The 13,591-nt window shown below is 45.4% G+C and carries 9 protein-coding genes and 3 pseudogenes; 1 reads left to right on the top strand and 11 read right to left on the bottom strand.

The genetic code is table 11. The features are described from left to right. Positions 1-8 precede the first annotated feature (8 nt). The 11 genes and pseudogenes from VZF35_RS19355 to priA form a co-directional block, all read right to left on the bottom strand. Positions 9-1,411 (bottom strand): annotated as a pseudogene (locus tag VZF35_RS19355) (peptidoglycan D,D-transpeptidase FtsI family protein). Next, on the bottom strand, positions 1,411-2,694 hold the full coding sequence (locus VZF35_RS19350) for an FtsW/RodA/SpoVE family cell cycle protein (protein ID WP_407307568.1): 1,284 nt from the start codon (positions 2,692-2,694) through the stop codon (positions 1,411-1,413). Before VZF35_RS19350 ends, VZF35_RS19355 begins: the two are co-directional and overlap by 1 nt. Positions 2,695-2,698: 4 nt before the next feature. Next, positions 2,699-3,418, bottom strand: a complete 720-nt coding sequence (locus tag VZF35_RS19345) for a Stp1/IreP family PP2C-type Ser/Thr phosphatase (RefSeq protein ID WP_407307566.1) — start codon at positions 3,416-3,418, stop codon at positions 2,699-2,701. Continuing rightward, entirely contained in the window at positions 3,399-3,848 is a 450-nt protein-coding gene (locus VZF35_RS19340; RefSeq protein ID WP_407307564.1) for an FHA domain-containing protein, read from the bottom strand. Before VZF35_RS19340 ends, VZF35_RS19345 begins: the two co-directional genes overlap by 20 nt. A gap of 50 nt (positions 3,849-3,898) precedes the next feature. Then, a pseudogene (locus VZF35_RS19335) lies at positions 3,899-4,698 on the bottom strand (FhaA domain-containing protein). Next, complete coding sequence (rlmN, locus tag VZF35_RS19330) at positions 4,676-5,767, bottom strand: 23S rRNA (adenine(2503)-C(2))-methyltransferase RlmN (protein WP_407314729.1); 1,092 nt, start codon at positions 5,765-5,767, stop codon at positions 4,676-4,678. Before rlmN ends, VZF35_RS19335 begins: the two are co-directional and overlap by 23 nt. An 88-nt stretch (positions 5,768-5,855) precedes the next feature. Beyond that, positions 5,856-7,213 (bottom strand): annotated as a pseudogene (rsmB, locus tag VZF35_RS19325) (16S rRNA (cytosine(967)-C(5))-methyltransferase RsmB). Then, the gene (locus VZF35_RS19320) at positions 7,206-7,892 is read right to left on the bottom strand and encodes a zinc metallopeptidase (protein ID WP_407307562.1); all 687 of its coding nucleotides are present in this window, start codon (positions 7,890-7,892) and stop codon (positions 7,206-7,208) included. Before VZF35_RS19320 ends, rsmB begins: the two are co-directional and overlap by 8 nt. A 74-nt stretch (positions 7,893-7,966) precedes the next feature. After that, positions 7,967-8,923 (bottom strand): methionyl-tRNA formyltransferase, encoded by a 957-nt coding sequence (gene fmt / locus VZF35_RS19315; protein ID WP_407307560.1) that lies wholly within the window; start codon positions 8,921-8,923, stop codon positions 7,967-7,969. Between the two features lie 58 nt (positions 8,924-8,981). After that, positions 8,982-9,434 (bottom strand): peptide deformylase, encoded by a 453-nt coding sequence (def, locus tag VZF35_RS19310; protein ID WP_407307558.1) that lies wholly within the window; start codon positions 9,432-9,434, stop codon positions 8,982-8,984. Between the two features lie 74 nt (positions 9,435-9,508). Further along, complete coding sequence (gene priA / locus VZF35_RS19305) at positions 9,509-11,764, bottom strand: primosomal protein N' (RefSeq protein ID WP_407307556.1); 2,256 nt, start codon at positions 11,762-11,764, stop codon at positions 9,509-9,511. 361 nt (positions 11,765-12,125) lie between these two features. Here priA and VZF35_RS19300 point away from each other — a divergent pair, with 361 nt between their 5' ends. Beyond that, positions 12,126-13,349: a solute carrier family 23 protein gene (locus VZF35_RS19300; RefSeq protein ID WP_407307554.1), complete on the top strand. Its 1,224-nt coding sequence runs from the start codon at positions 12,126-12,128 to the stop codon at positions 13,347-13,349. The last annotated feature ends 242 nt before the right edge of the window (positions 13,350-13,591 follow it).

Genomic DNA, 13,591 nt, shown 5'->3' with positions numbered 1-13,591 from the left:
ATATGCACCTACTTTCTGGCTAATGCTTCTTGCATAATTTGTCGCGCAATGGGCGCAGCCGCCCCTCCTCCGGTTCCACCATGTTCTACGAAAACAGCCACAGCAATTCGGGGGGCCTCAGCCGGCGCAAACGCAATGTACCAGGCATGGGTGGGCTGATCCCCTCCCGGTTCTGCCGAACCCGTCTTCGCTGCTACCTGAACATCCGGCAATGCCCCGGGAGAAGCTGTTCCATCAGTTACAGCCGTTACCATCGCACTGGTAATCTTATCTGCTTCTTCTTTAGAAAGTGCAGTTAACCAGGGCTGAGGTTGCTGTTCAAATTGGACAGCTTGAGAAGGATCAAGAACTCTCTCCACAAGGTGTGGAGCCATGATAACCCCATGATTGGCAATGCCTGCCGTAATCATAGCCATTTGAAATGGTGTCACTAAAACCTCTCCCTGCCCAAAAGCACTTGCAGCCAGGAGATTGGTTGACAGAGACTCTGGCACTTTAGTGGAATTCGTTATTTGACTCAAAGGAACATTAAGTTCGAAAGGAATTTTTTGTCCAAAACCGAAGCCTTTGGCAGCAGACAGAAAACTCTTGTCCCCTGCCTGAACTCCAAAGGTCGCAAAGTAAGTGTTACAAGAGTCGGCTAAGGCCATGTTATAGTTAACCCAGCCATGAGCCTTATCATCTTGTTCTGGAATAACTTGGCCGTTAATCACAGTAGACCCTTTACAATCGTAAAGATCTGTAGTATTTATTCCGCTCCTAAATAATGCAGCAGACGTTACTACCTTCATAATTGAACCTGGCGGAAAAAGAGAAAAGGCACGGTTTTCCAGAGGCCTCTCCTGCTTCTGATTGATGATGTCTTTCCAATGACTCTCTAAGTTTGTCGGATCAAACCCCGGTTGGCTCACTAAAGCAAGCACTTCGCCAGTTTGGGGGTCTAGAGCAATAGCTGCCCCCATTTTCCCTTTTAGCGCGTTATAGGCAACACTCTGCAAATGTGAATCCAGCGTGAGTACGACATCATCCCCTTGGCGGGGAAGGAAAAAAGCTGTTGGACCGTTTGGGTAGCCGTCTCGTTTTTAATACCCATAAGCCAATTGGCCAGACTCCCTTCGAGACCTGAGGCGCCAAGCTGAACGGACGAATAACCAAGGGTGGGCTCGTACATTTCACCCTTTGGATAGACACGAACTTTTTTTCCTTTGATCGTCTGAGTTTGTGCTATTATTTCGCCGTTGCGATCAAAAATTCCTCCACGTGTCACTCTGCTTTCCATGAGAATTAGGCGGCGATTAGCAGGGTTTTCCAGTAAGGTGTCCGCTTGGACAACTTGCCAATAAACAAGTCCTAAACTCAAAACAAAGAAACTAAAGGCTATACCAAGTGCTACACGACGTACCCCTCGCATTATGTTGCATACTCCCTTCCTCTAACCTTACTGCGCTGGGATCCCACTGCGGTGGCATTGGAAATATTCAGCAATACCCCAAGAAGGATAAAATGAACAAGTAAGGAACTTCCGCCATAGCTCACCCAGGGCAGTGGTATCCCGGTCAAGGGTAGTAATTTTGTGACACCGGCAAGAATAATTAAGGTCTCTGTTCCGAGAAGAATTCCAATTCCTGCCGCCAAAATCTGTCCAAAGCGGTCTTTGGCCCGTAAACTAATTGAGAAAGCCCTCATAACCACGATCAGAAAAAGAACCAGAACAGCCATGGCCCCGGCAAAACCAAGTTCTTCAGCAATTACGGAAAAGATAAAGTCTGTACTCGCTGCCGGAACCGTCGCAGCCCCTATCCCGTTTCCTAATCCTGTCCCCAAAATCTTTCCCCCGCTGATGGCAAACAGAGATTGGGCAATCTGATATCCCATACCCGTTGGATCTTGCCAAGGGTTCAACCACACCAAGACCCTAACGCGTACGTGCCTGAAGAGCATATACCCGGCGCCTCCGACCAAAAGAAAAATCGGTGCCGAAATTCCCAAGTATAGGGCACGTTCTGTTACAACGTATATCATAAAAACAAAGAGCGCATAAAAAACTAAGGCAGTTCCAAGGCTTTTCTGAGCGCCTAACAGGCCGAGAGAAAAACCGGCCATGACTAGAAAAGGACCTAAGGTTCGCCAATCCGGCAGAGAGAATTTCCCCCATTGAACCGTTCCAACCCGCAATAATTCTTCATTTTGTTCTAAATACGTTGCCATAAATAAGAGTAGTGCGAGTTTCACAAACTCCTCAGGCTCAACCCCAATGCCGGCGATTCTCAGCCAGCTTGTTGCGCCACCCGCCGCGAATCCAAAGATGAGAGTCACCAACAGCAAGGCCACGGCCAGCAATCCCCAGAGGTAACGAAACCTGCCTAACTGTCGATAATCGCGCATAATCCATAATACGGAATAGAAAATTAAGTGTCCGATATTAGCCCACCAAAACTGACGCAACGCGGATTCGGGGCTAATTCGCACTAAAAAAACAAGCCCTAAAGCCATAATAGCTTGAACGACCGGAAGGACATAGGGGTCCCCTTGGTAATTAAGAACCTCTTCCAGCAAGCTTCCTAAAAGGACAATGGCCGTAAACATTATGGTCTGCCAAAGGAGTTGATTTCTTTCTCCTCCCCATTTCAGCAGACTAAATCCCAGCCACATCATTCCAATAATTATAAAGCGCGAAACGAAACGATGAATCATTGGCTTACTCCATAATACAGCACAAGGCTGTGAAATTATCCGGCGCACCTCGCTCTAAGATAAGCTGCCGTAATCTCTCTAAACGTTCTTCCCAAGTGCCCGGTTCCCTAAATTCTTCAAACAATTCCTGATCACTGATCACATTTGAGAACCCATCCGTACATAACAAGAAAACATCCTCCGGCTGAAGGTTAATTCTCTGACAATCCACTTCAATTTCCTGATCCGCCCCTACTGCGCGCATTAAGACGTGGCGTTGAGGATGTTTCTCAGCTTCTTCCAAAGAAATTTGACCTAACCGCACAAGCTCACCGACGAGAGAATGATCTTTCGTTAAGGCTGTTAATTCTTCCTTGCGCCACAGGTAAGCCCGACTGTCTCCAGCATGGGCAATAATAGCCAAAGCGCCTCTTATAAGCAACACTGTAAGCGTCGTACCCATTCCCGCATTTTCAGGCTCTGTCGTCGAGGATTCGTAAACTACCCGATTTGCCTGGGCAAAGGATTCAACGAGCCAACTTTCCAAATCATGATCTGTTTGAGCTTTCAGCTCGGGAGCGAGCTTTTCCAATTCATGCAGAGCCGTCGAAGAAGCAACTTCTCCTGCCCGATGCCCCCCCATTCCATCGGCTACGGCGAAAATCCCGTAATCGAGTAATACTAAAAAGGAATCCTCATTATTTTTGCGAATACATCCTTTTTCACTAAAGCTTAGCACTCTCATTTTGCCACCTCGAGTATTGGAATGTGATACTTCCAATTTTCACATAATCTCCAGCAATCAGTTGAACCGGAGAATGAATTTGCTCGCCGTTTACCCATGTACCATTCGTGCTTCCAAGATCTTCAACAAAGGTTTGTCCTTTTTGGCAGCGAAAAACGGCATGATCGATTGAAGCAAAATGATCTGGTAAAACAATATCATTATGCTTTCCACGCCCTAAGTGCAGTCCTTTTCCATCCACCTTGAAGATTCGCCCTCTAGGAAGAGTCTCAGTACCCGTTAAAACTTCTAACCGTCCAAATTCTTGATTCGAACGTTGAAACATTCCTTTAAGTTGAAGGTCTGCTAAAAGAGCTGTAAAAATTCTAAAAATAAAAAGATAGATTAAGGCGACAAAAACCAGTCGTCCGATCACTGTAATAACTTGCATACAACCCTCCAAATCCACTTATCAGAGAGTACATCTGACAGCTCCAAACATCACGGCAGAGGAGTTTTTTGAATGACAAGAACACTTTGACCGACTTGAATTCGATCTCCTGGAGCTACTGTCTGATGCGTAATCCTTTGGCCATTTACAAAAGAGCCATTTGTACTCCCCAGATCATCGAGCCACCATCCGTTTTCCCCCGAGGCAATCTTTAAGTGCCTTCTTGAAACCTCGGGATCATGGAGAACAAGATCACATTGCCCGTGTCGCCCAATAAAAACCTCAGAATCGGGTAATTTAAACGACTGACCTAGATCCGGCCCTTCTATAATTTCGAGAAAGTAATCTGAAATCCTTCTTAAGCTGTCCTCGACCTTTAAGTTTGTCTTGACACTTTCTCTGAAAATCGTGGTGCTTTCACGCCAATTCGATTCATTCAGGGAGTCATTTCCTTTATCCTCTCCATCTCCCCAATCTACATCGATCGAATCGTCAAAATCGACTTCCACAACCATTTCCCGAGGATTCACAGTATCATCCGAATGTAACTCGATGGCTGGTTTGGATAAGAAGGTGTATCCCTCACGTTGGGCTTCGGCGTACAAATACTTTGACAGTTCAATGAGGAATACCTCGCCAAAACTAGCTAAGGGGCCCCAATCGCTGGAATGAAGATAAACTCGATAAATATTCGGCACATATACTTGAGAAATACTAATCTGCTTATTTCTAAGCATAGCTTTCGCCAACTCTTTGGCTAGTTCGACCGGTTGAAGCCTAGCCCCCCCTTTTTGAAAGCGCTTGTAAAAAGAAATTCAGCCATTCCTTCAAATCGAGTCAATAGGTTCATTGTTTCCCACCCTCCACTGTCGTCGAAGTTGACCGCAGGCTGCATCTATGTCAGTGCCCTTCTCTTCACGCCAAGAAACGGAAATCCCTCCAACTTCTAAAACATGAGCAAATTTCTTTAACTTTTCTAAATCAGGGCGTTCTAAGCCTGTCCCTGCCACTGGATTTACTGGAATCAAATTGACATGTCCCAATTGACCTTTTAATAATCGGACGAAAGCCTCTGCTTGCGTCTGATTGGCATTGTCCGCGGTCAAAGCCACCTCAAAAGTAATTCGTCGGTGTGTGATCCTTGAGTATTCGCGGCATGATTCCATAAGCTGAGCCAAAGGATACTTACGATTCATAGGGACTAACTGGCTTCTTGTAGTATCATCCGCTGCATGAAGTGAAACTGCTAAACCTACCTGAGGATTATCCTTGGCCAGTTGGAGGATTCGAGGAACAACACCGCTCGTCGAGACTGTCATCCGCCGCATACCGATATTTAATCCCCGTTCATGATTCATAAGCATAATCGCTTGAAGTACTTGTTCATAATTCAGCAAAGGCTCACCCATACCCATAAAGACAACGTTCGTCACTTGAAACTCCGGATCCTCCTGACGGACAAAATACGTAATATCCAATACTTGACCCAGAATCTCCCCCATCGTCAGGTTTCTGCGAAACCCCTCCATTCCGGTAGCACAAAACGCGCACCCCACCGCACAACCAACCTGAGTAGAAACACAAACAGTATGTCTATCCCTGGACTGCTCCCGCACATAATCCATCAGAACACATTCAATCATTTCCCCGTCATGAAGACGAAATAAATATTTACGCGTTCCATCAGCCGAGCGCTGTTCTTTGATTCGTTCCAGCGGATGAAGCTGCAAGTGGGCGGATAATACCGAGCGGTCTTCTTTCCCAATGTTGCTTATTTCACTCCAGGAACGCACTGCTTTTTGCTGAACCCATTGAAACAACTGCGCAGCCCGAAAACGCTTTAGCCCTAACTCTTGACAGACTTGTATCAAGGCTTCTTCATTGCAACCTCGTAAATCGTACGTTTCCATACTAATTATTATTCACCCAATTCATTCCAGTTAAACTTCCCGATAAAGAAAACTTATTAAGCGCCCATGGCCAGCGCTGCTCTTAGTGGGTTTCTGCTTACTCACTGGTACGGCGGAATTTCGCCAGAAAGAACCCATCTGTGCCATGGCGATGAGGCAGAAGCTGAAGCATCCCTTCGGTCGCCTGTTGAAGGTCTCTGGCCTCCTCAAGTTCAAAGGGCAAGTCATCCACTAAGTTCACCGGTTCAAATTCCGGATGTGTCGAGCGAAACTTCTTAACGAGTTCAAAGTTCTCTTCCGGTTCGATAGTACAGGTCGAATAGATTAAATCTCCACCCACTTCGACACAAGAGGCGGCCCGCTCCAAAATCGCAGCCTGAAGCAAGGGCAAATCCTGTAAATCTTGTTCTGCCTTTTGCCAACGAAGATCTGCTCTTCTTCGAAGCACTCCTAAACCAGAACAAGGTGCATCCACTAAAACGCGTTGTTGAGAATAAAGCTTTATCCCCGGTAGCTCTCTCGCATCACCTAATTCGGTTTCAATACAGGTTATACCTAATCGCAAGGCTAATTGATCAACCAGCTCCAGCTTGTGGGCATGAACGTCGAACGCAAGAATAACTCCTTCATCCCGCATTATCTGGGCCAAATGAGTCGTCTTACCACCCGGTGCGCTGCAAGCATCCAGAACGCACTGGCCTGGTTTGGGCGCCACAACATGGGCCACTAATTGCGAGCTTTCGTCCTGCACCGTAAAAAAGCCCGCTTTAAAACTCTCTAACCGCTCTATAGCGCCAAAATTTTGGATTCTTAGACTTTCAGGTGCCCTTGTTCCAAACTCAACGCTGACACCTTCTCGGAAAAGTTCTTCTGCTAAATCCTCGCGCGAGATTTTGAGGGTGTTCACTCGAATCCAAGTCTGTGAAGGTTCGTTATTTGCCTGGCATAAAGCTTCAGTTTCGTCCTTTCCCCAACGTTTTAACCAACGCTGAATCATCCATTCAGGGTGGGAATAACGTATGGAAAGATAACGAACCGTTTCCCGCTTGGAATCAGGCCAGGGAATTTCCCAGCCCTTCGTCATCACCTTGCGCAGGACAACGTTAACTAACCCTGTGAATTTAGGAAAGGGTTTAGACATCTCCACACTTTCATTAACGGCTACAGCCGAAGGAACCCTATCGACATAAAGCAGCTGAAAGGCTCCAATCCTTAAAATCGCCCGAACTTCATGGGGAGGGCCGACATCGGCTTGCTCAGATGAAGGCGCAGCGCATAATCCAAGGTTAGCTTATGTTTTAACACGCCATTAACTAATAACGTCGCAAATTGGCGTTCTCGAGGATCTGACAATCTTGCAATTGTTTTCTGTAATAAGAGATTAGCATAGGCCCCTTCCACCTCAACCCTGGTCAAGATATGGACAGCCATCTCTCGTGCATTTTCTCTAGTCATCCCTTCTACCCTGGGCAATCAAGACAAACCGTGCTAACTGGAGCACTGCTGCTAAGGCTGCTGCAACATAGGTTAAAGCAGCCGCGTTTAACACCGAACGGGCACCACGCACTTCCTCGTTCCCCAGCAATCCGCCCTCCTTCAAAAGAACTAACGCTCTGTGACTGGCGTTATACTCGACAGGCAAAGTAATTAATTGGAACAACACCGCTAAAGCAAATGCCAAAATGCCCAGTTGCAGGAGCCAGCCAAAACTGGGCATAAACAATCCGATTAGAATCAACAATGGGCCTGCCCCACTGCCAAAGTTAGCGACCGGAACAAAAGAAGACCTGAGCTGCAAGGGAAAATATCCTGAGGAATGCTGCAGAGCATGACCGGTTTCATGGGCCGCAACCGCTACCGAAGCCAGAGAATTTCCATGATAGACATCGCTGCTCAGGCTGATGACGTGCGAGCGCGGATCATAGTGATCTGAGAGATTCCCTTGGATTGCTTCCACTCGCACATCATATAGACCATTGCTGTTTAAGATTGCTCTGGCAGCCTGAGCTCCGGTAAGGCCTGACTGGGCGCGAACTCTCGAATAATATTTATAGGCAGAGGAAATTTTAAATTGTGCATATAGGGATAATAGAATAGCCGGGATTAAAAGAACCATGGTGGGATCCCAAAACATGAAAATAAACCTCCTTTTCCAAATCCCAAGTTATGGTTTCTAAAGGAAATGCTCCGCAACTTTGCGAAGCTGCTTTAGCTGAATTGTTCACCAACCTGGCCATGCCTGCCATTAAAGAAATCTCGTGCTGACATAGGTCGTTTCCCTGCAGGTTGAACTTCCAAAATCCAAAGGATTCCATCGACCGTTTGGACAAGTAATCCATCCCCCGATACTCCGAGAATTTGCCCTGAATCAAGGGTCTCATGAACAGATTTTTCTATTTCCGGAGTCTTTTCCGGAGAAAATACTGCGCTGCGCCAAACTTTAAGATTTTCTCCTCGAAATACCGTAAAGGCACCTGGCCAAGGATTCAATCCCCGAATCTGATGGTGTAACTCAACAGCTCGGCACGTCCAATTAAGGCGTTCATGTTCACGTTTCAAAAGTGGAGCATAGTTGGATTCCCCGGTTTGCGGCGTAGGTTTTAGTGTCCCTTTTTCCAGCTCACGCAAGGTCTCAATTAATATGTCCCCTCCCAGAACCGCTAATTTATCATGAACCTCTCCCATCGTCTCTTCTTCAGAAACTATGATATCTCGTTTTAGCAGGATATCCCCTGTATCAAGTCCTTCATCCATCTGCATTGTCGTCACCCCGGTGCGCTCTTCCCCATTGATGAGAGCCCAATGAATCGGTGCCGCTCCACGATAGGACGGGAGTAAGGACGCATGGACGTTGATGCACCCTTTCGGCGACAGGTCTAAGATTTCCTTAGAGAGAAGCTGCCCATAGGCAACTACAATAATGCAATCGGGGGATAACTCTCGCAGGCGTTGAATTTCCTCAGCAGTTTTCAGCCTGACAGGCTGAAAAATTGGCAGGCTCAGCTCTTCAGCTGCAGATTTAACAGGGCTCGATTTTAACTTTTTCCCACGTCCTGCCGGTCGGTCTGGCTGAGTAAAAACCCCAACAACTTCATGCCCATGATTTACCAAAGCCCGCAGAGAGGGTACCGCGAAATCAGGCGTACCCATAAAAACTATACGCATACCCATTCTCCTTCTTTCAGAGGTTCGAGACCCGAAGCGCGAGGTCTGAAGCCTCGTATTACTTTCGATACGTCTTCTTGGCAACGTCGACAAACAGGATTCCTTCCAGATGATCAATTTCATGTTGCAAGGCTCTCGCCATTAAACGATCCGCCTGAATATCGAGCATTTTGCCTTCACGATTCAATCCCTGGACATGAACTTTCGCCGCGCGCTCAACATCCCCCGTCATATTTGGAATGCTGAGACAGCCTTCCTCAGCAACGGCCTCACCCTCTTTTTCCAGGATTACCGGATTAACAAGTTCAAGCAGAACATCTCCCACTTTAACGACAATCACCCTCTTAGAGACCCCGATCTGCGGTGCCGCCAAACCCACACCATCCGCTGCTATCATTGTATCCACCATGTTATCCAAAAGCTTAATGATTGAGGGATTTATCTCTTTAACTTCTTTAGCTTTTTCTCGTAAAATATCTGCACCAATTTCCACAATCTGATAGACTGACATGTTAATACCCCTTTCTCTTAATAAATCATTCTCTATTCCTGTTTGTATTCTCCAGTACTAGAAAACTATGATGATTAATTGGCAAGCGGATCTACTTCAATATTTAATATAATACCACTGCTTGCTGAACTTTTAAAAAAATCCCGAAGTCCTTGATGCAAAAACTCTCGCAATTCATCGAGGCGCATCCCTCTGACCGATACTTGCCATCTCCAATGGTTTTTAAGCCTCGATAAAACAGCTTGCGCCGGCCCTAGGATATCTAAGTCAGTATTTCCAAATTTAGGATTTTGCATTCTTTCTCGTAAGCAAGCTCCTAACCAATTTGCCCCCATAATAACTCGTTCTTCATTTTCGTGAAGAAGCAGAACACGAATAATATGAGTAAACGGAGGATATCTGCGAACCTTGCGATAACGAATCTCTTCCCAAAAGAACCCCTCAAAATCATGGCGAGCGGCCTTCTCAATGGCACCGTCTCCCGGAGAATAGGTCTGGATCACCACTTCTCCTGCTTTCTCGCTTCGTCCTGCTCTGCCCGCTACCTGTGTTAGCAGTTGAAATGTTCGCTCCTTGGCCCTAAAATCCGGCATGTTAAGCATTTGATCGGCAGCAATGACCCCCACTAACGTAACGTTGGGGAAATCCAGCCCTTTCGCCATCATTTGTGTACCAACTAGAATAGACGCTTTTTGCTGGCGAAAACTCTCTAAAATGGTTCTATGGGCGTCACTGTTTCGCGTTGTATCAAAATCCAAACGTAAAATTGAGGTCTCAGGCAACAATCCCTGGAGTTCCTCCTCAACCCTTTGCGTTCCTTGCCCGAAAAAGCGAATATACCGGCTCCCACATTTTGGGCAAGTCAACGGCGGCTGCTCTTTATGATCGCAATAATGACAACGCATCGACTGCCCTTGACTATGATACGTTAAGGCCACATCACAGTTAGGACAACTTACAACATAACCACACTCTCGACACACAACAAAGGTGGAATATCCTCGGCGGTTTAAGAAGAGCATCGCTTGCTCTCCCAGTTCTAAGCGCTCACGAAGCTTTTGCTGCAAGAGGTTTGAAAACATGCTCCGGTTGCCCTCCATCAGTTCCTTTCTCATATCTACTACTTCGACAGGAGGAAGCAAGCTTTTTCCAACGCGCTGAGTCATCCTTAATAAATGAATTTTCCCTGATTTTGCCGCGGCATAGGCTTCTAAGGAAGGTGTTGCACTTCCCAGCAAAACGACCCCTCTCGACTGCTCCAGCCTTTTACGGGCTACCTCTCGGGCATGGTATTTAGGATTCTCGTCTTGTTTGAAGGCACCATCATGTTCCTCATCCAAGATAATTAGCCGCAAATTCGCCAGAGGGGCAAAGACCGCCGAGCGCGCACCTATTACAATCCGTTTGTTTCCTCTCAGAATTTCAATCCAGGCCTGCATTTTTTCCTGAACTCGTAAACCAGAATGTAATATTATCACATTCTCCCCGAATTGAGTTTCAAAATAACGGGCAACCTGTGTGGTTAAAGAAATTTCCGGTACTAAAAGAATCGCATCTCCGCCCTGAGAAAGCACATGGGCAATAAGTTCCCGATAAACATCTGTTTTACCGCTTCCAGTCACTCCATGCAATAAAATAGTTTTAGGCGAACCCTCGGCCAAGGCTGTCGTGACGTTTTTCACGGCAGCGACCTGCTCACTAGATAATTCATATGTCCTTTCCTTGGCCTCTTGAGATCTGCTGGGACTAGATTCTTGCTTCCGTCCAGCTCCAGCAGAAATAAAACGAGTTTCCTGGCTCACCCAACCTTTCTGGATTAAAAGTTCGAGTGTCCCTTCCGAAATGTTCGCTCGTTTTAAAAGAACATTTCGGGAAATCTCCTTATTCCGAGTACGGGAAAGGACCTCAACGGCTCGAAAAGCGTCTTCATTGAGCCAACGAAACGTCTGCACATCCGGATCTTCTAAGGAAACGAGAAGAATCACCCATTCTTGCATCTTTCCTTTAAGGAGCGGCCAAACAGTATGTAAGCTTTGAGCTACCGAACAAAGTGTCGTTTTGGCCAACCATTGCGCTAGTTCAATAAGATCAGGCGGTATAAGACTATTTTCATCCATAATCCCCAAGACCGGTTTGAGAGTAATATTCTCCAGTTCCTGAGGAAGATCTGAGGTTAAAGCAACGACAAGCCCCTGAACCTTGCGATTCTGGAGATTAACCATAACCCGCATTCCAATTTTTAACTCAAAGTGTTCTGGAACGAGATAGTGATAACTTTGATCTAAGCGTCGATTAGCTACATCTACCAAGATTTCTGCATAACGGAACATGACGACTCCTCATCCTCAAAAATTCATGGAAACTTTTAAATCTTACTGAGGTTTTAACCAGCAGCTGACATAGAAAAAGCAATACTTTTCTTATTTTATCATATTACTAGCTTCTTATATAATTAAAGATTTCACCCAAATTATCCCAAACACAAGCGTAAACAAAACTCTGCCCAAATTATAAAACTCTTGTCAAACTGGAGCAACTTATGATATGCTTTTCTTAACAAACAAAACCTACCTTTAAATTAGTCCCGTGAGACTAAGAAGGGAACGGCGGACCATGAACTAGACATGGACACCTCTTTCTTGCTTGCGGGCGGGGAAGAGGTTTTTTGATGCAAAAGAGGAGGATGACAACATGAATGAAGTTCAAATTAACGAAAGATTACCACTAACAAGAGCTATACCTCTGGGCGTGCAGCATTTATTTGCAATGACAGGAAGTACAATTCTCGTACCTTTCTTGACCGGCTTATCCCCAGCAACAGCCTTGTTCTGTTCAGGTATTGGGACAATAGTGTTCTTGCTTCTAACACGCAGTAAAGTTCCTGCTTATCTCGGTTCATCTTTCGCCTTTATCGCCAGTTTAACGGCATTTGTCAAAGATCAGCATAATCTAGCTTCAGCAATGACAGGAGTTTTATCGGTAGGTATAGCCTATCTTCTCATTTACTTTATACTTCGTCTATTCGGCACTAAGTGGATCAACAAAATAATTCCTCCTGTTGTCGCAGGAAGTGTTGTAGCAATTATCGGATTAAGTTTAACACCAGTAGCAATATCAATGGCAGGTGCAAATTGGATTGTAGCAATCTTTACATTAGCAGTAGCAATTTTAGTCAGTGTTTATGCTAAAGGGTTTCCTAAAGTCATACCAGTTCTTATAGCGATTGTGGCTGGATATATCCTTGCTGGGTTTATGGGATTAGTTGATACAGCCAAGATTATTGCATCTTTTAAAACTCCATTTGTTTTGCCTTTCAGCAGTTTTGGCACAATCAACTTTAATGTAACCGCTATACTAACGTTCGCTCCATTAGCTCTCATCACACTGATTGAAGATTTAGGTCATATGATGATTCTGGGAAACATTACTCATACTGATATAATTCAAGACCCAGGTTTTGATAGAGTTGTTTTAGGGAATGGTTTAGCAACAGGTATCGCCAGTTTATTTGGCGGAGTTCCACTAACAACGTATGCAGAAAATATCGGTGTATTAGCCATTACGAAGGTATATAGCTCATTCAATCTATGGATTGCAGCTATTAGTGCCATTATTCTAAGTACTTTCAACCCCTTGCAAGCATTGATTATGTCCATTCCAACCCCAGTTATGGGTGGCGTAGTCATCCTGTTATTCGGAATGATTGGTGCAGCCGGACTCCGCACGTTGATCGAAGCTAAAGTCGATTTTTCACAAAACAAAAACCTTATTATCGCAGCGGTGATCTTCGCTGTAGGTATCGGGTTAACTAATCATGGTATCATGTTCGCAACTCTAGCAGGAATTTTCTTAAATCTTGTTCTCAAGGATGAAGCTAAAGAGTCCTTGGATACCGCTAAAGAGGCCGCAAAATAGGTGTGTCAATTTAACTTAAGGGGTTCCATTTTAGAGTTGAAAGACTCAAAATGGAACCCCTTAAAGTTTAACTGAGCCAATTTAATAAAAGGTGGCTCAAAGTACGATAAAAATAGCCCGGCAAGGGATCATACCCTTGCTGGGCTATTCAATCGATGTCCTAACTTTCGCCTTTATGGATGCTGTGTTTTTTCTTATCTCTTCAATATAGGCTTTCGCTGGGTATAATCTCTTTCCTCAAT

Source organism: Desulfosporosinus paludis (assembly GCF_045689965.1).
In the GTDB taxonomy this organism is placed as follows: domain Bacteria; phylum Bacillota; class Desulfitobacteriia; order Desulfitobacteriales; family Desulfitobacteriaceae; genus Desulfosporosinus; species Desulfosporosinus paludis.
The sequence above is the reverse complement of the archived record's forward strand: the minus strand, read 5'-3'. Positions and strand labels throughout refer to the sequence as shown.

Coding starts and splice junctions, on each gene's coding strand:
- VZF35_RS19350 (WP_407307568.1), bottom strand. CDS start 2,694: ATGATTCATCGTTTCGTTTCGCGCTTTATAATTATTGGAATGATGTGG.
- VZF35_RS19345 (WP_407307566.1), bottom strand. CDS start 3,418: ATGAGAGTGCTAAGCTTTAGTGAAAAAGGATGTATTCGCAAAAATAAT.
- VZF35_RS19340 (WP_407307564.1), bottom strand. CDS start 3,848: ATGCAAGTTATTACAGTGATCGGACGACTGGTTTTTGTCGCCTTAATC.
- VZF35_RS19320 (WP_407307562.1), bottom strand. CDS start 7,892: ATGTTTTGGGATCCCACCATGGTTCTTTTAATCCCGGCTATTCTATTA.
- fmt (WP_407307560.1), bottom strand. CDS start 8,923: ATGCGTATAGTTTTTATGGGTACGCCTGATTTCGCGGTACCCTCTCTG.
- def (WP_407307558.1), bottom strand. CDS start 9,434: ATGTCAGTCTATCAGATTGTGGAAATTGGTGCAGATATTTTACGAGAA.
- priA (WP_407307556.1), bottom strand. CDS start 11,764: ATGTTCCGTTATGCAGAAATCTTGGTAGATGTAGCTAATCGACGCTTA.
- VZF35_RS19300 (WP_407307554.1), top strand. CDS start 12,126: ATGAATGAAGTTCAAATTAACGAAAGATTACCACTAACAAGAGCTATA.